Origin of the sequence: Sphingorhabdus sp. (genome assembly GCF_046154385.1) — a bacterium.
Lineage (GTDB): Bacteria > Pseudomonadota > Alphaproteobacteria > Sphingomonadales > Sphingomonadaceae > Sphingorhabdus_B.
This window is the reverse complement of sequence record NZ_JBJXFW010000018.1, coordinates 41,959-62,400: the sequence shown is the minus strand read 5'-3', so window position 1 is coordinate 62,400 and position 20,442 is coordinate 41,959. Positions and strand designations below refer to the sequence as shown.

Here is a 20,442-nt window from a genome sequence, read left to right as displayed (position 1 = left end):
AGGGGTTAGGGGTGGGTCTGGATGGGAATCGTTGGAATGGGTATGCCCACCCCCGGCCCCTCCCGCAAGCGGGAGGGGAGAAGCGATTACAACTTTACGACGTTGCCAATATAGCGCGGACGTTCCGCATCGCCGTACAGCGTGTCCATCGGTTCATCGTCAACCTCGTAAGTGTCGCCTGCGCCAAAGCCGTTGAAGCCAGTGCGCATTGCGCAGCCATAAGCGCCCAGCATCCCGATTTCGATGAAATCACCCGCCTTCACATCGGCGGGCAGCATGAACGGCCCGGCCATATGATCCATGTCATCGCATGTCGGGCCATAGAAACTGAACGGCATATCGCGCGTCTCCGACGCTTCGTCGCGCAGCAGTTCAACAGGAAAGCGCCACCCGACATGCGCTGCATCGAACAATGCGCCGTAAGCGCCGTCGTTGATGAACAATTCATCGCCGCGCCGCTTTTCAACGCGCACGATCAGCGAGCTATATTCAGCGCACAGCGCACGACCGGGTTCGCACCACAGTTCGGATGAGTAGCTGACGGGCAGGCTTTCAAACGCGCGGTGGATCGCCGCGAAATAGCTTTCGAGCGGTGGCGGCGTCATGCCGGGATAGACGCTGGGGAACCCGCCGCCAACATCGACAACATCGACCGTCACGCCCGATTCGACAATCGCCGCGCGCACGCGCTCAAGCGCCTGTGTGTAAGCCGACGGCGTCATCGCCTGACTGCCGACATGGAAACAAATGCCAAGAGCATCCGAAGCCTGGCGCGCGGCGATCAGCACATCCCGGCTTTCCTGAGGTGTAACACCGAACTTTGACGCCAGGCTGAGCTTTGAATGTTCAGACGATACGCGAATCCGCACGCAAAGGGTGAGATCATCCGCCGCCTGCGTCGCACGCACGATTTTTTCTAGTTCTTCGATAGTGTCGAGCGAAAAGGTACGGACGCCGTGTTCGAAATAGGCTTCGCGAATCGCTTCCTCAGCTTTGACCGGGTGCATGAAATGGAGCGCCGCACCGGGCAGAAGGCCGCGCACTAGGCGCACTTCGGCGATCGAGGCCACGTCATAATCCGTGATGCCATTCTCCCACAGCAGAGTGATCAGGCTCGGCGAAGGATTGGCCTTGACCGCATAAAGCGTCCGACCCGGAAACTTTTCAACAAAGCAGCGGGCAGCACGCGCAGCGGCGCGACGACGATTGAGTGTAACCGGCTGAACCGGCTGCAATGCTCGGGCTAACCCCAGCGCGTTATGTGGCTCGTGCAATTCAAGGGACCTCCAAAAGGTAGTTCAAGATTTTCAAAGGCTGCCTTGCGGTTATTGGAAGTCCCCCTGGGGCAGCGGATGAGCGCATTATGAAAAACAGGGGGGATTGTAAAGCGATTCGTGAAATATTTTAGCTGAGCCGGTCCCGGAACTCGGTCCAATCGAATTGCTTTACGCATTTCAGATCGTCGGTCGCGCTGTTCCATAGCCAGATGGAAGGTAAAGGTACGCCATTGAAGGTGTTTGTCTTTACCATGGAATAATGCGCCTGATCGAGGAACGCGAACCGGGCACCGGGTTCCGCCGACACAGGCAATCGGTAATCACCGATGATATCGCCTGCCAGACAGGATGGACCACCTAGCCGGATTGCGGGACCATCATCCCGTTCGCCAAGCATCGCCGGACGATAGGGCGCTTCAATGACATCAGGCATGTGGCATGTGGCGCTAATGTCGGTAATTCCAACCCCGATGTCATTTTCAAACACATCGAGCAGTTCGCCGACCAATATCCCTGCATCCAGGGCAATGGCTTCACCAGGTTCCAGATAAATGTCGAGGCCGGTCTCGGCCCGAACCGATTGTAGGAAAGTGATCAATTCCTCGCGCTGATAATCCGCACGGGTGATGTGGTGGCCGCCGCCAAAATTGAGCCATTTGATCTGGCCGAAATAGAGCGCGATCTTAGGCTTCAAGGCATCCCATGTCCGTTTGAGCGGAGCAAAATCCTGTTCGCACAGCGTGTGAAAATGCAGGCCGGACACGCCTTGGAGGTGCTCCGCCTTCAACTGGCTGACAGGAAAACCGAGGCGTGAGCCAGGAGAGCAAGGGTCATATTTGGCGACCTCGCCCTCGGCATGCTCGGGGTTGATACGCAAACCGACATCGGTGCTGTCTTTCAGGAAAGAGGCAAAGCGGCGATGCTGGTTCGGACTGTTGAAGATCACATGGTCCGAGATAGCCACGATCTCCGCCATGTCGGATTCTTTATAGCCCGCGCAATAGGTCGCAATTTCGCCGCGATATTTCTCGTTCGCCAAACGCGCTTCCCATAGGCCGCTCGTGCAGACACCGTCGAGATATTCGCCGATCACAGGGGCGAGTTCCCACATGGAGAAAGCCTTCATGGCCGCCAAAATCTTGGCACCCGATCGCGCCTTCACATCGGCCAGAATGGCAAGATTCCGCCGGATGACGGCCTCATCCACTACAAATGCGGGCGTAGGGACGCGGTTCAAGTCAAATCGGGAAAATGCCCCGGGATCACCAGCTTTGGTTTCCATTTTACCATCCTGTTTTTTGGTTCTCGAAGAGACGCTGAGTTCACGCCAAGAACGCAGAGAGTTTATTCTGGTTTGTAGTCGTTCACCATCCGACGAATCCCGTCCTTCATGGTTGCTTCGGAAAAATTCAGTAGCAACCCGACGGGCTGCTTGAATATCCTCAAATAGGTAAGCAGTTGGCGGGCATGGGCTTTGCTCAATTTTTCGACCGACTTGATTTCCAGAATGAGGCGGTCTTCGACTAATATGTCGATTTTAAAAGCTGCTTCGAACGCTTGATTATCAAATATGAGTGGAACCGCTACCTGTCGTGCTACTTTCAGTCCTCTTGCTTCCAACCTGCCAGCCAAGACCGTTTCGTAAACGTTTTCGAACAATCCTGGCCCAAGCTCTCTATGGATAGAAATACACTCATCCACCACGATAGCGCTGATTTCATCAATTCGCATTCAGGCACCTTTGCGGTCTCTGCGTGATCTCTGCATCTCTGCGAGAACCAGAAATCAAAAACCCAAAGGTCCGTCGAGTTCCTTCACCTGCCAAGGCAGGCCATGCTTGTTCAGCATATCCATGAATGGATCGGGATCGAACTGTTCCATGTTCCAGACACCCGCGCCTGACCATTTACCCGTCACCAACATCGCTGCGCCAATCATGGCGGGGACGCCTGTCGTATAGCTGACGGCTTGATTGCCGGTCTCGGCATAGGCGTCTTCATGGTCGCAGATATTGTAGATGTAGAGCGTCTTTTCCTTGCCATCCTTGCCAAGGCCGGTTGCGATGCAACCGATATTGGTCTTGCCTTTGGTCGTTGGACCAAGGCTGGCAGGCTCAGGCAAAACAGCCTTCAAAAACTGCAACGGAATGATTTCTTTGCCTTCATACATCACGGGGTCAATCCGCGTCATGCCCACGGCCTGAAGCACATTGAGATGTGTGATGTAAGCATCGCCGAAGGTCATCCAGAACCGGATGCGCTTGATCTCGGGCAAATGGGTTTTGAGGCTTTCGATTTCCTCATGATACATGAGGTACATGTTTTTGGGGCCGACCGCCTCGAAATCAAAGCTCTGCTTTACGGACATGGGCGGGGTTTCGACCCATTCACCATTTTCCCAGTGCCGCGCAACGGCCGTTACTTCGCGGATGTTGATTTCCGGATTGAAATTGGTGGCAAAGGCCTGACCGTGATCACCGCCATTGCAATCCAATATGTCGAGCGTGTCGATCCGGTCGAAATGATGCTTTTTCAGATAGGTGGTGAACACGCTGGTCACACCAGGGTCGAAACCGGACCCGAGCAGCGCGGTCAGGCCTGCATCTTTGAAGCGGTCCTGATAAGCCCATTGCCAATGATATTCGAATTTGGCGACATCCAAAGGTTCGTAATTGGCGGTGTCCATATAATGCACGCCAGCTGCAAGGCAGGCCTCCATGATATTGAGGTCTTGATAAGGCAAAGCGAGGTTCACTACCAAGGCGGGCCTGATACTGTTCAGCAGCGTGGTGGTTGCCGCGATGTCATCCGCATCCAATCCATAGGTATCGATGACAACACCGGTCCGGGTCTTTACCGAATCCGCAATCGCATCGCACTTCGATTTGGTGCGGCTCGCAAGGCTGATATGGCTGAAAATTTCGGGGTTCATTGCCATCTTGTGGACAGCCACCGAACCAACGCCGCCTGCGCCAATTACCAACACCTTGCTCATTTGCCCGTTCCTTTTATCAGGGATTCGTTAGCGCACGCATATAGGGGTCTTTTATGACAGGACAAGAATTGCTCTCGCCAAATCGCAAGCCAACCCATGAAGGTGTTGAACGCGCGATGGATAAAGTGGCCGCAATCCTGCCGCAAACGCCGCTTTTGCCCCTGGAAGTCGACGGCGTAACCATTTGGTGCAAAGCCGAGATGCTTCAGCCGATCGGTGCTTTCAAGATTCGCGGTGCATGGCATCGTCTGACGGATTTGACGGACGATCAGCGCCGTAAGGGTGTGGTTGGCGTTTCCAGTGGAAACCATGCGCAAGGTGTCGCCTGGGCGGCAAAGCGCTTGGGTGTAGCGGCGACCATTGTCATGCCGTCCAATGCTCCTAAGATGAAATTGGCCGCCACCCGCGCACTAGGGGCGACGGTCGTGCTTTATGACCGCGCAACCGAATCCCGCGACGCCGTTGCCTCCGGGTTGATCGACCGGAATGGTGGGACATTGGTGCATGCCTTTGGCGATCCCTGGGTTATCGAAGGACAGGGCAGTGCAGGATTGGAAATCGCCGCCCAATTGCGTGTCTTCGGTCTCCACGGACCCGACCAGATTGTTGCTTGCTGCGGTGGAGGCGGTCTTGCCGCTGGTCTTTCCTTGGCGTGCCCTGATGCCGCGATGGTAATTGTAGAGCCAGAAGGCTGGGATGATATCATCCGTTCCTTGGAAGCAGGCAAGATACTGCCCGTCGAAGACCTGACTTATCCAACCCAATGCGACGCACTGCAAACACCTCAGACATATCCGATCAACTTTGAAGTCCTTCAGCGCCGGGTTTCAAAAGGTGTGACGGTATCGACGCACGAGGTCGCGGCCGCCATGCGTCTGGCTTTTGAAAAACTGCACCTTGTGGTTGAACCCGGGGGTGCCGTTGCGTTGGCTGCTGTTTTGGCTGGAAAGGTATCGCTAAAGCCCGTCACCGCCGTGACACTGTCCGGCGGGAATATAGATCGCGAAACCTTCACTCAGATGATAGGCTAGGCCGCTTGCGCGACGCGCAATTCAAAGCGTTCCCAGATTTCCACCAAGGCATCGGTTAACTCGCGCATCATGGTTTCATTATGATGTGGTCCTGGCGTAAAGCGCAGACGCTCGGTACCGCGCGGGACAGTGGGGTAATTGATCGGCTGAACATAGACGCCATATTCCGCGAGCAAGGTGTCGCTGATTTTCTTTGCCTTGACCGGGTCACCGACCATCAACGGGACGATGTGAGTGTTGCTCATCATCACCGGAAGGCCTGCATCGGCAAATAGAGTTTTCAGCATGGCCGCATTTGCTTGCTGCGCATCGCGCTCTTCACTGGACGCTTTCAGATGTTTTACGGCCGCCAATACACCAGCGACCAAAACAGGCGAAAGCGACGTTGTGAAGATGAAGCCCGGCGCGTAGCTGCGGATAACGTCGACGATTTTTTGGTCGGCGGCGATATAACCACCCATCACGCCAAAGGCCTTGCCCAATGTGCCTTCGATGATGGTAACGCGGTCCGCTACCCCGTCGCGCTCGGTAATACCGCCGCCGCGTGCGCCATACATGCCAACGGCATGGACTTCGTCACAATAGGTAAGGGCGTTATACTTGTCGGCCAAATCGCAGACGGCTTCGATAGGGGCAACGTCGCCATCCATCGAATAGACGCTTTCAAAAGCGATCAGTTTCGGCGCTTCGGGATCATCGGCGGCTAACAGCTCTTCAAGATGGGCCAGATCATTATGGCGCCACACGCGCTTTTCGCATCCTGCGTTGCGGATGCCGGCAATCATCGATGCGTGATTGAGTTCGTCGGAATAGATGATGCAGCCCGGCAAAACTTTGGCCAACGTCGACAAGGTTGCATCATTTGAAACATAGCCTGAGGTGAACAACAATGCGCCGTCTTTACCATGAAGGTCAGCAAGCTCTGTTTCCAACTCAATGTGGTAATGCGTGTTGCCGCCAATATTGCGTGTTCCGCCAGATCCAGCGCCCACATCGTGTAAAGCGTCTTCCATAGCGGCGATAACTTTGGGGTGTTGCCCCATGCACAAATAATCGTTGGAGCACCAAACGGTTATTGGCTTTGGCCCGTTATGACCCGCAAAACAACGGGCATTCGGATATGCGCCCTTGTTACGTAAAATATCAATAAAGACACGATAGCGTCCCTCAGCATGAAGCCGATCAATTGCTTTGTCAAAAACTGCGTCGTAATTCACGGAACATAAACCCCGAAATGGACTGCTTAAGCAGCATATAGTGGCCTTTAATCGCCGGAAATATAAAAATCTAGCGAGAACGACTTGCAATAACCGTCATCGCGATTGCGTCTATGACGTGGGGTCGTTCAAAGCGCTTTGATCTGTGTCAAACCGAATGTAGCAAGTGCGGGACGTAGACTTTCAAGTTCAGCTACCGGGCCAGTAGTTACAAAAACGCCATCGGTTGGCTCATTTGGCCATGATTGGCCATCGGTTAGATGGCAAATGCGGCGGGCGATGCCCGCTGCGCCATCAACAAACCGCATATTTGGTGCTGCAATTGAAAGCTCCTCTTGAACCAGCGGGAAATGGGTGCAGCCCAGCACGGTCACATCGAGATGATCTCCATCAGGGTGATTGGTTAGGCCCCGCATCGCATCTGTATAAACTCGAGGATCGACAGCCTCCGCGCGAAGCTTTGCTTCTGCCGCGTGCACAAGCTCTGGTGCGGCGTGACGAAGCAAATTCATACCCGGCGCATGGGCCATTTGTAGCCGGTCAACATAGCTTTGCCTAATGGTTGCTGCCGTTCCCAATAACCCAATAACTCCTGTCCGCGTGGATTCTGCTGCTGGTTTGATGGCGGGAACCGTCCCAACGACAGGCACATCCAAAGCTGCACGGACATGCGACAAGGCAATTGTGCAAGCCGTATTGCATGCAATAGTCACCAAGCGTGGGCGATATCTTTCAACCAGACGGCCAAGCAAAGCTGGAACCCGCGCCATAATTTCGGCCTCGCTCTTTGTTCCATACGGTAAGCCAGCGTAATCCGCGGCATATACCAAAGGCGCGTTGGGCAAAGCGCGCCTGACTTCGTTCAAAACTGACAAGCCACCGATACCTGAATCAAAAAACAAAAGCGGTGCAGTGGGATCATTGGATATCATTGGGAATTGATAACTATGCGGTTTGTTTAAGGCAAGCCAAGCTCACTTGAGCACGTGGAACAAAACAGCTACGTAATACAGTTAGTTAAGAGGATTCGTATCATGACAGCCATGTGGCCCAATTTTATTTCGGCATTATTGATAGGCTATTTACTCGGCTCGATTCCCTTCGGGCTATTGCTCACAAAAGCAGCGGGTGGTGGCGATATTCGGGATATCGGCTCTGGCAACATAGGTGCAACGAACGTTCTGAGAACCGGACGAAAGGGCTTGGCTGCACTGACCCTGCTACTCGATTTGTTGAAAGGTTTCGTGGCGGTCTTGCTGGCGCATTATTTTATACCAGGCAGCATGTCATTCGCGGCAGCGGGCGCCTTTTTTGGACATCTTTACCCCGTTTGGCTTAAGTTCAAAGGTGGCAAGGGGGTCGCCACTTATGCCGGAATCCTCTTTGGTCTATGTTGGCAAATTGGCGTCGTTTACGCGATCACTTGGATCGGGGCGCTGTTAATTTTTCGGATTTCATCAGTGGGAGGGCTGCTCGCTTCTTTGGTTGCGCCAATAGCAGCGGCATATTTGGGGCGTTATGAACTTGTCCCGTTGCTCATAGTGTGTTCCGGAATAATCTTTTGGAAACACCATATAAATATCAGAAACTTAATTCGCGGCACCGAACCTAAAATCGGAAAAAGCAAAGCCTGATTCTGAAAAATGCCGTCTGGTGATACCCTGTTTGATCGACTGCGCCTTATTCGTTCGCCGAATATCGGGCCGGTTACCTATCGACAACTCATTGCCCGTTTTGGGGATGCAAAACAGGCACTGGATGCCTTGCCTGACCTCGTTCTTAGAGGCGGCGGTAACAATATGAAGCTTGCCGAGCCACAATTGATAGAACGCGAAATGGCCAAGGTTGAGGCTTTGGGCGCGCGTTATATTTTTATGGATGATGTGGACTATCCGGTTCTTCTCTCCCATCTTGAAAATGCGCCGCCTGTTATCACGGTGCGGGGTCAAATTAAGTTTCTGGATCGCCCGACAGTGGCAATAGTTGGTGCACGAAACGCTTCTGCCGGGGCTTGCCGTTTTTCGCGGACGCTGGCGTTTGAATTGGGTCAGGCCGGTTTTACGGTCGTCTCAGGTCTCGCACGAGGAATAGATACTGCTGCACATGTCGGATCGATCGACAGCGGAACGGTTGCGGTTATTGCAGGCAGTATCGACGTGGCTTATCCTCCCGAGAATCGCGATTTGCAGGACGCAATTGCCGAACGCGGGGTGTTGATTGCCGAGCAGCCGCCTGTAACCGAACCACGGGCGCGCCATTTTCCATATCGAAACCGGATTATCGCAGGATTGGCGTCGGGAACCGTCGTTGTCGAAGCGGCTCCTAAATCCGGCTCACTCATCACCGCCCGGCTGGCTGCGGAGGCGGGCAGGGAGGTTATGGCGGTTCCCGGATCGCCGCTCGATCCCCGGTCGCATGGATGCAACCAACTCATTCGGGAAGGTGCGATATTGGTGCAAAATGCGGCGGATATTGCGGAATTGCTTCGTCCTATGGATTCAAAAATGGTTCGACATTCCTTAAAAAATTTCGCGGCAGCGGAACCCGTCGACGAAAATGTTGGGCAAGATCATCAGTCTGTTATCAATTTAATGGGCATGACTTATGTGTCAGTCGATGAATTGGTCAGGCAATCGGGCCGCAGCCAAGCAGCCGTCCAAATGGTCCTTCTCGAAATGGAACTGGCTGGAAAATTGGAGCGTGGGGCTGGCGGAAAAGTTCGTTTGGCGGCATGAATTTTATGGCTTGACGGAACACTATTAACCCCATCAGCCTATACGCGTACGCGAGAGATTTTAGAAAAGTTAAAAATATCATGCAATTAGTCATTGTTGAATCACCTGCTAAAGCCAAGACAATCGAGAAATATTTGGGCCCCGGTTTTAAGGTGCTCGCATCTTACGGTCATATTCGGGATCTGCCCCCCAAAGACGGTTCGGTTGATCCTGAAAATGGCTTTGAAATGCTGTGGGACAATTATGCCGATAAAGCCAAGCAGCTTAAAGCGATAACCGACGAAGCCAAAAAAGCAGATGGCTTGATCCTCGCAACCGACCCTGATCGAGAAGGTGAAGCAATAAGTTGGCACGTGCAGGAGGTGCTCGCCAACAAAAAGGCGCTTCCCAAAAACGTAGGGCGCGTAACATTTAACGCAATTACGAAAGCGGCGGTAACAGAGGCTATGAAAAGCCCGCGTGAGCTGGATATCGATTTGATCGATGCATATCGTGCACGTAGGGCGCTTGATTATCTCGTGGGATTTACACTTTCACCGGTACTTTGGCGCAAATTACCGGGAGCAAAATCGGCGGGTCGGGTTCAATCTGTTGCTTTGCGTCTTATAGTCGAACGCGACAGGGAAATTGAGGCATTTAAAGCTCAAGAATATTGGTCTGTAAAAGCGGCTATGGAGCATAAAGGGCAAAAGTTTGAGGCGCGATTGACAAGGCATTTGGGCGTCAAGCTCGATAAAATGGACCTGAAAACCGAAGCGCAGGCAGAAGCAGCACGGTTGGCCGTAGAATCAGGCAATTTCGTGATTGAGAGCGTGGAAACAAAGCCTGTTACACGCAATCCTCAGCCCCCTTTCACAACCTCTACATTGCAGCAGGAGGCGGCCCGAAAACTGGGTTTTTCTGCAAGTCATACAATGCGGGTGGCACAGGGTCTTTATGAAGATGGTGCCATTACATATATGCGTACCGACGGTGTGCAAATGGATGGCAGCGCGATTTCAGCCGCACGCAAAACTATCGCGGACCGCTTTGATAATGGCTATCTTCCGGAAAAACCGCGAATTTATCAAACCAAGGCAAAGAACGCTCAAGAAGCGCACGAAGCAATCAGGCCCACGGACTTTTCAAAAGATAAAGCAGGCTCCGGAGATCATGGCCGTCTGTATGACCTGATTTACAAGCGTGCGATGGCCAGTCAGATGGCATCGGCGAGGATGGAACGTACAACGGTCGATCTCCTCGATGGTACAGGGCAATCAGGATTGCGAGCAACCGGGCAAGTTATGAAATTTCCCGGATTTCTCGCGGTATATGAAGAAGGGCTTGATGATAGCGAGGGCGAAGACAGTGCCATTTTGCCGCCGATGGCCGTTGGTGATTGTCCTGCAAAACATGCAGTAGAAAAGACCCAGCATTTTACCCAGCCACCACCTCGATTCTCCGAAGCCACGTTGGTAAAACGACTTGAAGAGCTGGGCATTGGACGCCCTTCGACCTATGCATCGACGATTCAGGTACTTAAAGACCGTGCATATGTCCGGGTTGAAAAAAATCGTTTTTTTGCAGAGGAATCGGGACGTTTATTAACGGCGTTTCTCGAGCGGTTTTTCGAACGTTATGTGGCTTATGATTATACCGCAGGGCTTGAAGATCAACTGGACGATATCAGCGGTGGTCGCGCGCAATGGCAGGCATTTTTGGAGAGTTTTTGGCGTGATTTCAAACCCAAGACGGTTGAAGTTATGGACCAAAAACCATCTGACATAACGGCCGAGCTTGACAAATTTCTCTCGCCTTATCTCTTTCCAGAACGCGAAGACGGCATCGATCCGCGGTTGTGCCCGAAATGCGGCGAAGGTAAGCTGGCTCTGCGCGGGGGGCGCTTTGGTGCCTTTGTCGCGTGCTCAAACTACCCTGATTGCAAATACACACGAAAATTTGCGCAACCAGGCGGTGAAAATGGGGAAGATACTGGTCCGGAAGTCTTGGGCGTGCATCCCGAGACGGAACTGGAGATAAGCCGGAAATCAGGCCGATTTGGTCCTTATGTTGAAATGGGAGAAGGAGCAGAAGCGAAACGCGCTTCGATTCCTAAGGATGTTCCGGGCGAGGAATTTGGTCTGGAATGGGCTGTAAAGCTGCTCTCGCTCCCGCGCACAATAGGCCTTCATCCAGAGAGTGGCGAGCCTGTCTCGGCTGCCATCGGGCGTTATGGCCCTTATCTTGTTCATGCTGGTAAATATGCACGTTTATCTTCGACGGCGGAAGTTTTTGAAACAGGCATGAACAGTGCCGTAGTCAAGCTTGCAGAGGCTGCGGCCAACCCGGGCCGTGGGCGGGGCGCGGCGCGTGCTCCGCTAAAAGAACTGGGCAAACATCCGCGTACCGATTTGGAAATAAAAGTGATGGAAGGGCGCTTTGGTCCTTATGTGACCGATGGCACCACTAACGCAACATTGCCAAAATCAGTTTCACCTGATGCCCTGACTTTGGAAGAAGCCGCGCAGTTAATCGATACACGGGCCGCGATGCCTTCGAAAGTAAAGGTAAAGAAGAAAGCCGCTCCTAAGAAAGCTGCACCAAAGAAAAAGGCGCCAGTAAAAAAGGCGAAGAAAGAAAAGAAAGCGGATTAACCGTATAGCGCTTGTGGCGCTATTCCACCCATTCAAGACCAATGTCGCGGTATATACTGCGGTCTTCATCCCATTTTGCGTGGACTTTAACGTGCAAATAAAGATGTACGCGCACGCCCATTAGCTTTGCCAATTCGGTGCGTGCAGCTTCGCCAATCGCCTTTATCCGTGTGCCTCCCTTACCGAGAACGATTGCTCTTTGTGTGGGGCGTGCGACCAGGATTTGCTGATGGATTTCCAGCGAACCGTCGTCGCGTTCTACATATTTTTCTGTTTCGACTGCACTTGCATAAGGCAGTTCTTCATGGAGTTGCAAATAGAGTTGCTCGCGCGTAATTTCCGAGGCGATCAAACGATCGGTTGCATCCGACACCTGATCTTCAGGGAAATGCCATTCGCCCTCCGGCATCGCATTCGCCAACGCTGTCTTAAACTCGGCCAATCCATCACCTGTCGCGGCACTGATGTAGTAAATCTGTTCAAATTCACAAATATCAGTGATTTTTGACGTCAATGACAACAGCTTTTCCTTGGCTGCTATATCGACCTTGTTAAGAACCAGCCACTTGCGTTCTGGCCGGTTTTTGACACCTTCAAGTATTTTTTCGACTTTAGGGCCTGCGCCGGCGCGTCCATCGACGATCAAAGCGATCAAATCCGCATCCCCAGCGCCGTCCCAAGCGGCAGCAACCATAGCCCGGTCAAGCCGACGCTGCGCTGCGAAAATACCGGGCGTATCGACCAATATGATTTGGGTGTCACCCTCTAAAGCCACCCCTAGCATACGTGTCCGGGTGGTCTGCGCCTTTGGACTGACAATTGCGATTTTCTGCCCGACGAGAGCATTTACCAGAGTCGATTTACCAGCATTCGGAGCGCCGATAATGGCGACATGACCACATTTTTTGGTCATGCATAAGCCTCAAGAAATGCAAGAGCCGCGGCCGTTTCAGCCGCTTGTTTGCTATTGGCCGAAGCACTTACGGGATCAAAACCCTTGACCGTGACTGTAATTTCAAAACGCATGGCGTGGGGTGGGCCTTCCTTTTTAGTGATCTGGTATTCCGGAACTTTGCGACCATTGGCGGCGCACCATTCCTGAAGTGACGATTTCGGGTGCTTGGGCGCACCATTTGCTGTTTCGATCAATGGGCCCCACAGTCGTTCGATAAAAGCGCGCGCCGCGTCAAGCCCATGGTCCAGATAGAGCGCTCCGATAAGCGCCTCCATTGCGTCGCCCAAAACATTATCACTTTGTTGGGCGCCGTCATCGCGTGCCTGTTTTCCTAACTTTATGTATGAAAAAAGTTCGATCTGTCGTGCGATTTCGGCACAGGTTGAACCAGATACCAAAGCGTTGAGCCGATGTGATAACCTGCCTTCGGCTTCTGAATCAAAGCGATGGTACAGTAAATCTGCAATTACCAAGCCCAAGATGCGGTCGCCTAAAAATTCCAGGCGCTGGTAATCAGGCTGGCCGGTACTGCCATGGGTAAGTGCGCGTTCATATATCTCGAGGTCCGAAGGTGTGACCGGAAGTAATTGCTTTAGCCATTGCACTTGTGAAATTTCGTTCAATAGCCTTGTCCCATTCGCTCCGGCCTTGCGGCGCTGAACCATGTCCAGGGCAGCATTAGGTTTGCAGATCCGTCAGTTGAAAAAACGCTAACCAACGCTTTTCCGACCAAATATTTTTGGTCAACGATCCCGATTGCTTTTCCGTCCGCTGGAAAGCGGCTATCCGCGCTGCGGTCTCGGTTGTCACCCATGAGAAATATCTGCCCTTCACCAACGACAAAAGCTTCTGTGTCGTCCCCGGGTAAGCCCGAATCTAGATCGAGAATTTCGTAAGATCGTCCGCTCGGTAGTGTCTCGCGATACCGTGGATAGCGACATTGTGCTTCGCCAGATTTTGAAGGCTCCTCAAAATCCGGGCGCCAGCATGGAAATTGCGAACCATCCAGAGCTGCCGCATCTTTCATATTATCCGAAACTGGGATGACAAGATCGGCAATCTTCTCCTTTTTTACCGCAACGCCGTTGATTTCCAGAACTCCATTTCGCATTTGGATGACATCGCCCGGTAAACCGATAACCCTCTTTATGTAATCATCCTTCAATGAAGGCGGCGCTTTGAAAACCACGACATCGCCGCGTTCAGGCTGACGTGCAAACAGTCTGCCGGGAATAATCGGGAGAGAAAATGGCAAGCTATATTTAGAATATCCATAAGGCCATTTTGCAACCAACAAATAGTCCCCGATCAACAACCGTGGCTGCATCGATTCCGATGGAATGTTAAACGGCGACACGATAAAACTGCGTAATATGAATACGAATAGAGCGAGCTTGAACAGGAACGCGCCATATTCGCGCCATTCCGATGGGGTTTTGCTGGGAATGTGGAGCGTATTGGTATCAGCGGTACCAGATCCAGATTGTTCAGTGGATGATGTCACAAAAACTCGCAAATTAGCTGTCAATTACAGACGGAATATCTGGTCTTCTAGTGGCAAGCCGCGCTATTGGCCAGTACCGAGATTCTAACAACGAAATGATGGGAAAAGCGAATGACGAACAGTAATTGGGACGCGCTTGATAGGCACGAGAATCAAACGCTTGTTTCTCTGTTCGAAAAGGACACCCAAAGGGTCGAAAAACTTACGATAGAACTTGCTGGAATTCGCTTTGATCTGTCAAAAACCCACCTCGATGATGGCTTGTTGACCGGCTTTTCTGAGATGGCAATCGCCGCCGATCTCTCGGCTCAGAAAGAAGCTTTGTTTACAGGGGCTATCGTAAATCCGACGGAAGGCCGCGCTGCTGAACATACGGCGGAACGGGGGTCGGGAAATGCCGAGGCGGTGGCCCATGCTAAAGAATTGCAGAACCGGATGCGGAGCTTAATTGATGCAATCGAGGCGGGCGCCTTGGGTGAGATCAAGCATATATTGCATATCGGTATTGGGGGATCAGCCCTTGGACCAAAGTTGCTGGTCGATGCATTGGGACGAGATGACGCAAGATTTGACGTCAAAGTCGTATCCAATGTGGATGGGGCAGCGTTGGCAGAAGCCACGCGTAACATGGATCCTCACAAAACGATCGTTGCCGTCGCATCGAAAACTTTCACAACGACCGAAACCTTGTTGAACGCAACAAGTGCGATAGAATGGATGCAAAATGGCGGGGTAGCGGACCCACATGCCCAATTTGTCGCGTTGACGGCATATCCGGAAAAAGCGATGGCATGGGGCATTGATGAAAGCCGCATTCTGCCTTTTAACGAAGCCGTCGGAGGGCGATATTCACTTTGGTGTTCAATAGGGTTTCCCGTCGCATTAGGTTTGGGCTGGTCGGCTTTTGAAGAATTGCTTGAAGGTGCCGCAGTCATGGACAGGCATTTCCGGAATGCCCCCATTTTTGAAAATGCCCCGGCAATGGCCGCATTCGCCGATCTATTCTATGCACAATGTAAATCGAGTCAAACCCGCGCCGTGTTTGCCTATGATGAACGCTTACGATTATTGCCAGACTATCTTCAGCAGTTGGAAATGGAATCGAACGGGAAATCGGTTACGGCCAACGGCGCCCCTTTGGGACGGCATAGCTCTCCCGTGACATGGGGCGGTGTCGGGACAGATGCCCAACATGCAGTGTTTCAATTGTTGCACCAGGGCACACATTTGATACCTGTAGAATTTATCGTCAGCAAAACCCCGGGTCACGACTTTGTCCCCGCCCACCACGAAGCCTTGCTCATAAACTGTTTTGCGCAGGGTGCTGCGCTGATGTCAGGGCGGCATAGTGACGATCTTGCGCGTAATTATGCCGGCAACCGCCCTTCAACAACGATCTTGCTTGATGATGTAACTCCCGCCACCGTGGGTGCATTGATTGCATTTTACGAACATCGCACTTTTACCAACGCCGTAATGCTGGGAATAAACCCGTTCGACCAGTTTGGCGTTGAATTAGGAAAACAAATTGCGAAGGATATTGGCGAAAATGGCCCTGTCGGCTTTGACCCATCGACAACAGCTTTAATTGAAGCTGCACTTGGCGCTATCTGAAACCGTTCATAGTGTCATATATAATCGATTTGTTGAATGACACTTTGTTCCTACGTTACCGTAATAACTGAAAGAACAAGATAATGGCAGAATATGATTATGACCTGTTTGTAATAGGTGCAGGTTCAGGTGGCGTAAGGGCGGCGCGTATTTCCGCATCGCACGGCGCTCGGGTCGCTGTGGCCGAAGAATATCGTGTTGGCGGTACGTGCGTTATTCGCGGCTGCGTCCCGAAAAAGCTGCTGGTTTATGGTTCGCATTTTGCCGAAGATTTGGCAGATGCCAAACGCTTTGGCTGGAATACAGAAGGCGCGCGTTTTGACTGGCCGACGTTGCGCGACAATGTTGCAGCAGAGGTCGACCGGCTGGAAGGTCTTTATGGCGACATATTTACCAGCAACAACGTCGAAATATTCCATGAAAGAGCTTCAGTTTCCGGGCCAAACAGCATCCGCCTAGCTAGTGGTCGTGAAGTTTCTGCCAAATATATCTTGGTTGCAACCGGTGCATGGCCATCTATCCCCGATGTACCCGGTGCCGATTTGGGTATCACATCGAACGAAGTGTTTCATTTGCCCGAACTGCCCAAGCGTGCAGTAATTGCGGGCGCCGGGTACATTGCCAATGAATTTGCAGGAATATTCAACGAACTGGGCGTCAATGTGACTTTGGTCACGCGCGGCGACAAGATGCTGCGCAGCTATGATCAGGAAATCGTTGAAAAGCTGGTGGGAATGAGCCGGGAAAAAGGCATCGATATACGGATGAACTTTCCGTTCAAAAGCGCTGTGAAACAGAATGATGGCAGCATAATGATTGATGGCGGTGATGCAGGTATGTTGGAAACGGATCTGCTCATGTGGGCGATCGGCCGCAATCCAAACAGCAAAAACCTTGGGTTGGAAACAGCCGGTGTTGCGCTGGACAAAAGTGGCGCTGTCATTGTCGGTGACGACAATCGTACCAACGTGCCGAGCATATATGCCGTGGGCGATGTAACCAATCGCGTTCAATTGACACCGGTCGCCATTCGGGAAGGCCACGCCTTTGCCGACACAGTTTTTGGCAATGCTCCACGCATTATTGATTACAGCTGCATTCCGACCGCCGTGTTCAGCAACCCGCCCATTGCATCTGTCGGAATGACGGAAGAGCAGGCAGATGCAACCTTGTCAGAGGTAAAGGTATATCGCAGCGATTTCAGGGCGATGAAAAACGTTTTGGCGGGACGTAATGAACGGGCGCTCTATAAAATGATTGTGGATGGTTCCACCGATAAAGTCGTTGGCCTGCATCTCATTGGTCCAGAAAGTGGCGAAATACTTCAAGCGGCTGCAATTGCCGTAAAGGCAGGGCTAACTAAGCAAGCGTTTGATGATACGGTCGCGCTGCACCCCAGCATGTCCGAAGAGCTGGTTTTGATGAAATAACTAGGGGAAGTAAGTCAGAGGCGATGACGCATTCCACTGCGGGTAACGTCGCATCATGGTGTCAAAAAGCGTCGAGTTTACCAGCTCACCCAGCCATTTTTTGATCCCGTCCAAAGACTGGCTGTCAAACCAGATTCTGTCGGTTGCGGCGAATTGCCGAATAAAAGGGAAAATCGCGATGTCGGTAAGGCTAACAGTCTTGCCGCCCAAATATGGCTTTTCCGATAATATCCGGTTCAGTCGCTGCACATGTACCAGTGCTTCATCACGCGAGTCCAAGCCATCGGTAAGTCCAAAGCGGTGGGGATATTTGAAGCGGTCCAACGCTTGCTTGAAAGGGCCGTCATTGGCCGAAATCAGGTCTTCGTCAATAACGGAAAGCCAGTTTTCAGGGTCGTTTTGCGCCAAGGCCCAGCGCATGATATCAAGGCTTTCGTCGATAACCTCGCCATTACATTTAACCAATACAGGCACTGTGGCTTTCGCAGATATCGCAAGCAATTCCGGCGGCTTGTCGCGCAGAACTACCTCGCGTAGCTCCACATTCATCCCGCTGACTGCCAAAGCCATCCGTGCCCGCATGGCATAGGGGCATCTGCGAAAACTATACAGGATCGGTAAGGTCCCCAAGGTCAATCGCGGTGCAATGTCGCGCCAATGTGCCGTTGCCCCCGCTCGCGCGCCAAGGCGATTTGCTTTTGGCGCTCGGCGAAACGGCTGCGGTCTTCCTCGCTGCGTTCATGATAGCAGGCCGGGCATGATATGCCTTCTTTGAACAACGGCGACTGCTTGTCGTCATCCGAAATAGGGTGGCGGCACGCGCGGCATAACTGCTTGCTTCCCAATTCCAGCCCGTGTTTCACAGAAACCCGATCATCAAAGACAAAACATTCGCCCTGCCATTTGCTGTCTTGTTCCGATATTGTTTCCAGATAGCGCAAGATGCCGCCTTCAAGGTGGAAAACATCGTCGATACCTTCCGCCTTCAAAAATGCGGTCGACTTTTCACAGCGTATGCCGCCGGTGCAAAACATCGCAAATTTGGTTTTGCCTTGTGAAAGACTCTCGCGATTTTCGCGGAACCATTGGGGAAAATCGCGAAACGCCTTGGTTCGGGGATCGACCGCCCCTACAAAAGTGCCGATGGCAACTTCATAGTCGTTGCGTGTGTCGATTAGAACGGTGTCCGGGTCTGAAATCAGGGCATTCCAGTCCTCGGGTTGCACATAAGTGCCCACCTCGCGCTTCGGATCTATGCCGTCGACGCCCATTGTCACAATTTCCTGCTTTAGCCGGACCTTCAAACGATAGAATGGCATCGTCGCGGCATGCGAATATTTGACGTCCAATTCAGCGCAGCCGGGCAGGGATTTGAGAAAGGATACCACCTCGTCAATTCCGCCCGGTTTGCCAGCAATGGTGCCATTTATGCCCTCATGTGCGAGTAAAATCGTACCCTTTATGTCGTGCAACGCGCACCGCTCTGCTATTAGCGGCTGATATTTGGACGGGTTTTCAAAATGTGCAAAGCGATAGAGCGCTGCAACTTTAACGGGATGGTGCTTCGACATGTCGCGCCTATAGGCAAAGTGGGCTTTTCAGGCAATCCGATATGGCACAACCTCCCTCCGGTCCGGATCAACGATGATCGCGCGGTCACTGGGCGGAAAGGCCCGTTGATCGCAGTCGGCTCGGGGACATATTCTACAAGATGCGCCAATAGGTGTGGCGGCATAAGGTGAACCCAGGTCCAGGCCATCGGCATAGATAAAGTCTCTGGCATGTTCGATTTCACAACCAAGAGCAACGGCATATCGCCTTGGCGCCCGGGCATAGCTTCCCGACGGCTTTACCAGCCCTTTGGCCATCGAGACATAGCGAACTCCGTCTGGTGTTTCGGCCAATTGAACCAATATGCGGTCGGGAATAGCAACGGCTTCGTGCACTATCCATAGGGGACAAGCCCCCCCAAAACGGGCAAATTGCAAACGGGTTGCACTGTGCCGTTTGGTAATATTTCCCGCCATATCAACGCGACAAAAAAAGAAGGGCAGACCGCGCTCGCCAGTTCTTTGTAACGTTGAAAGGCGGTGACAGGCTTGTTCAAAGCTGACACTGAATATTTGACGTAAGCGGTCGATATCATGGCGTAAATTGCGCGCCTCTTGACGGAAGCGATTGTACGGCATCAACAAGGCACCTGCCGCGTAATTGGCCAGGCCGACGAACAACAATTGGCGTGATGATGCATTTTTTAGGTTTGCGCCTTCGATAATGGCTGAAATATCATCCTGAAGCGCAATGGCAACGAGCTGGTGGGCGAGTTGGAAACGCTTGCTTTCCGCTGGTTGGCTTTGGTCGATGGTTAAATGCCCGGCTGCCGGATCAAATTCGCGCAATCCTGCATTGGCAGTGTACATCAGCGAAATAGCCAAGGCTTCTCGCAGATAGCTCTCGATATCGTCGGCGCTGGGGGAAGGGGATTTTCCCATCAGCCGGGTTGCCAACTCCTCGGCTGCACGATCCAGTCGATCCACATAGTTCCCCGCAATATGAAACCAGTCCCGCACCTCTTCCCAAGGCAGGCGGCTACCTCCTGTGTTTTCACTCGCTAACGCCTCATCAACAATTTGCAATCTTTCGCCCGTGCGCCGATAGGCATTATGCAACGTCACAAACTGGTCCGCGAGTGCCGGCTGTTGCTCCGCAATGCGGGTTAATTGATCGACCGTTAACGGCGCCGGGAACAGGGGATCACTGGCCGCTTCACGCAAGGCCGCAAAGCGTCGCGTTGTCGCATCTTCTTCAAATTCCTGCCAATCAAGCGGAAAATCGCGTGATAATATTTCAATCAACGCAGGGGTTAATGGACGGTCATCATGTTCCAGTTGCGAGAGATATGATACCGAGATATTTAGCAAAACTGCCATTTCCGCCTGCTTGAGATTGCGCGCAACTCTAAGGTTGCGTAATTGCGTTCCTGCAAATATCCGGCGTTTCGCCATACATACAACCAATCTTTTTTGTGAAACGCGTCGGTTCAGATATACTT

General features: G+C 52.4%; 18 protein-coding genes. 6 read left to right on the top strand and 12 right to left on the bottom strand.

Features of this window, described 5'->3' with window-relative positions:
• Window positions 1-86: 86 nt before the first annotated feature.
• The 4 genes from ACKVOS_RS03890 to ACKVOS_RS03875 form a co-directional block, all read right to left on the bottom strand.
• A complete protein-coding gene (locus ACKVOS_RS03890; protein WP_409210698.1) occupies window positions 87-1,274 on the bottom strand; it encodes a type III PLP-dependent enzyme in 1,188 nt (395 codons plus the stop codon).
• A gap of 130 nt (window positions 1,275-1,404) precedes the next feature.
• Window positions 1,405-2,559: a carboxynorspermidine decarboxylase gene (locus tag ACKVOS_RS03885; RefSeq protein ID WP_409210697.1), complete on the bottom strand. Its 1,155-nt coding sequence runs from the start codon at window positions 2,557-2,559 to the stop codon at window positions 1,405-1,407.
• Window positions 2,560-2,621: 62 nt separating this feature from the next.
• Window positions 2,622-3,008, bottom strand: coding sequence for a GxxExxY protein (locus ACKVOS_RS03880; protein WP_409210696.1), 387 nt, complete (start codon window positions 3,006-3,008; stop codon window positions 2,622-2,624).
• A 54-nt stretch (window positions 3,009-3,062) separates the two neighbouring features.
• Window positions 3,063-4,271 (bottom strand): saccharopine dehydrogenase family protein, encoded by a 1,209-nt coding sequence (locus tag ACKVOS_RS03875; protein ID WP_409210695.1) that lies wholly within the window; start codon window positions 4,269-4,271, stop codon window positions 3,063-3,065.
• A 53-nt stretch (window positions 4,272-4,324) separates the two neighbouring features.
• On the opposite strand from ACKVOS_RS03875, the gene ACKVOS_RS03870 reads away from it, so the two are divergent.
• Window positions 4,325-5,302 carry a threonine/serine dehydratase gene (locus tag ACKVOS_RS03870; protein WP_409210694.1) on the top strand — a complete coding sequence of 326 codons (978 nt, stop codon included), beginning with the start codon at window positions 4,325-4,327 and terminating at the stop codon, window positions 5,300-5,302.
• Here ACKVOS_RS03870 and hemA read toward each other — a convergent pair.
• Window positions 5,299-6,519, bottom strand: coding sequence for a 5-aminolevulinate synthase (hemA, locus tag ACKVOS_RS03865; protein ID WP_409210693.1), 1,221 nt, complete (start codon window positions 6,517-6,519; stop codon window positions 5,299-5,301). The two genes, ACKVOS_RS03870 and hemA, sit on opposite strands and share 4 nt — an antisense overlap.
• A gap of 128 nt (window positions 6,520-6,647) precedes the next feature.
• Window positions 6,648-7,448 carry a glutamate racemase gene (gene murI, locus ACKVOS_RS03860; protein ID WP_409210703.1) on the bottom strand — a complete coding sequence of 267 codons (801 nt, stop codon included), beginning with the start codon at window positions 7,446-7,448 and terminating at the stop codon, window positions 6,648-6,650.
• Window positions 7,449-7,553: 105 nt separating this feature from the next.
• On the opposite strand from murI, the gene plsY reads away from it, so the two are divergent.
• From plsY to topA, 3 genes are all read left to right on the top strand, one after another.
• On the top strand, window positions 7,554-8,153 hold the full coding sequence (gene plsY / locus ACKVOS_RS03855) for a glycerol-3-phosphate 1-O-acyltransferase PlsY (protein WP_409210702.1): 600 nt from the start codon (window positions 7,554-7,556) through the stop codon (window positions 8,151-8,153).
• A 9-nt stretch (window positions 8,154-8,162) separates the two neighbouring features.
• Window positions 8,163-9,254: a DNA-processing protein DprA gene (gene dprA / locus ACKVOS_RS03850; protein ID WP_409210692.1), complete on the top strand. Its 1,092-nt coding sequence runs from the start codon at window positions 8,163-8,165 to the stop codon at window positions 9,252-9,254.
• 80 nt (window positions 9,255-9,334) lie between these two features.
• Window positions 9,335-11,887 carry a type I DNA topoisomerase gene (topA, locus tag ACKVOS_RS03845; protein ID WP_409210691.1) on the top strand — a complete coding sequence of 851 codons (2,553 nt, stop codon included), beginning with the start codon at window positions 9,335-9,337 and terminating at the stop codon, window positions 11,885-11,887.
• 19 nt (window positions 11,888-11,906) lie between these two features.
• Here topA and era read toward each other — a convergent pair whose 3' ends face one another.
• The 3 genes from era to lepB are packed head-to-tail and all read right to left on the bottom strand — an operon-like array spanning window position 11,907 to window position 14,289.
• On the bottom strand, window positions 11,907-12,800 hold the full coding sequence (era, locus tag ACKVOS_RS03840) for a GTPase Era (protein ID WP_409210690.1): 894 nt from the start codon (window positions 12,798-12,800) through the stop codon (window positions 11,907-11,909).
• Window positions 12,797-13,465 carry a ribonuclease III gene (gene rnc / locus ACKVOS_RS03835; RefSeq protein WP_409210689.1) on the bottom strand — a complete coding sequence of 223 codons (669 nt, stop codon included), beginning with the start codon at window positions 13,463-13,465 and terminating at the stop codon, window positions 12,797-12,799. Before rnc ends, era begins: the two co-directional genes overlap by 4 nt.
• Window positions 13,462-14,289 (bottom strand): signal peptidase I, encoded by an 828-nt coding sequence (gene lepB / locus ACKVOS_RS03830; protein WP_409210701.1) that lies wholly within the window; start codon window positions 14,287-14,289, stop codon window positions 13,462-13,464. Before lepB ends, rnc begins: the two co-directional genes overlap by 4 nt.
• Before the next feature lie 168 nt (window positions 14,290-14,457).
• Here lepB and pgi point away from each other — a divergent pair, with 168 nt between their 5' ends.
• Entirely contained in the window at window positions 14,458-15,960 is a 1,503-nt protein-coding gene (gene pgi / locus ACKVOS_RS03825) for a glucose-6-phosphate isomerase (RefSeq protein ID WP_409210688.1), read from the top strand.
• A gap of 83 nt (window positions 15,961-16,043) precedes the next feature.
• Window positions 16,044-17,390: a glutathione-disulfide reductase gene (gene gorA / locus ACKVOS_RS03820; RefSeq protein WP_409210687.1), complete on the top strand. Its 1,347-nt coding sequence runs from the start codon at window positions 16,044-16,046 to the stop codon at window positions 17,388-17,390.
• Here gorA and ACKVOS_RS03815 read toward each other — a convergent pair whose 3' ends face one another.
• Genes ACKVOS_RS03815 through ACKVOS_RS03805 form a run of 3 tightly spaced genes read right to left on the bottom strand, consistent with a single transcriptional unit; the run spans window position 17,391 to window position 20,395 of the window.
• Window positions 17,391-18,020 carry a glutathione S-transferase gene (locus tag ACKVOS_RS03815; RefSeq protein ID WP_409210686.1) on the bottom strand — a complete coding sequence of 210 codons (630 nt, stop codon included), beginning with the start codon at window positions 18,018-18,020 and terminating at the stop codon, window positions 17,391-17,393.
• Between the two features lie 2 nt (window positions 18,021-18,022).
• The gene (locus ACKVOS_RS03810; RefSeq protein WP_409210685.1) at window positions 18,023-18,961 is read right to left on the bottom strand and encodes a rhodanese-related sulfurtransferase; all 939 of its coding nucleotides are present in this window, start codon (window positions 18,959-18,961) and stop codon (window positions 18,023-18,025) included.
• A gap of 27 nt (window positions 18,962-18,988) precedes the next feature.
• A complete protein-coding gene (locus ACKVOS_RS03805) occupies window positions 18,989-20,395 on the bottom strand; it encodes a short-chain fatty acyl-CoA regulator family protein (protein ID WP_409210684.1) in 1,407 nt (468 codons plus the stop codon).
• Between the last annotated feature and the right edge of the window lie 47 nt (window positions 20,396-20,442).

Coding starts and splice junctions, on each gene's coding strand:
- ACKVOS_RS03880 (WP_409210696.1), bottom strand. CDS start 3,008: ATGCGAATTGATGAAATCAGCGCTATCGTGGTGGATGAGTGTATTTCT.
- topA (WP_409210691.1), top strand. CDS start 9,335: ATGCAATTAGTCATTGTTGAATCACCTGCTAAAGCCAAGACAATCGAG.
- pgi (WP_409210688.1), top strand. CDS start 14,458: ATGACGAACAGTAATTGGGACGCGCTTGATAGGCACGAGAATCAAACG.
- ACKVOS_RS03875 (WP_409210695.1), bottom strand. CDS start 4,271: ATGAGCAAGGTGTTGGTAATTGGCGCAGGCGGCGTTGGTTCGGTGGCT.
- ACKVOS_RS03870 (WP_409210694.1), top strand. CDS start 4,325: ATGACAGGACAAGAATTGCTCTCGCCAAATCGCAAGCCAACCCATGAA.
- era (WP_409210690.1), bottom strand. CDS start 12,800: ATGACCAAAAAATGTGGTCATGTCGCCATTATCGGCGCTCCGAATGCT.
- ACKVOS_RS03885 (WP_409210697.1), bottom strand. CDS start 2,559: ATGGAAACCAAAGCTGGTGATCCCGGGGCATTTTCCCGATTTGACTTG.
- ACKVOS_RS03810 (WP_409210685.1), bottom strand. CDS start 18,961: ATGTCGAAGCACCATCCCGTTAAAGTTGCAGCGCTCTATCGCTTTGCA.
- gorA (WP_409210687.1), top strand. CDS start 16,044: ATGGCAGAATATGATTATGACCTGTTTGTAATAGGTGCAGGTTCAGGT.
- ACKVOS_RS03805 (WP_409210684.1), bottom strand. CDS start 20,395: ATGGCGAAACGCCGGATATTTGCAGGAACGCAATTACGCAACCTTAGA.
- plsY (WP_409210702.1), top strand. CDS start 7,554: ATGACAGCCATGTGGCCCAATTTTATTTCGGCATTATTGATAGGCTAT.
- dprA (WP_409210692.1), top strand. CDS start 8,163: ATGCCGTCTGGTGATACCCTGTTTGATCGACTGCGCCTTATTCGTTCG.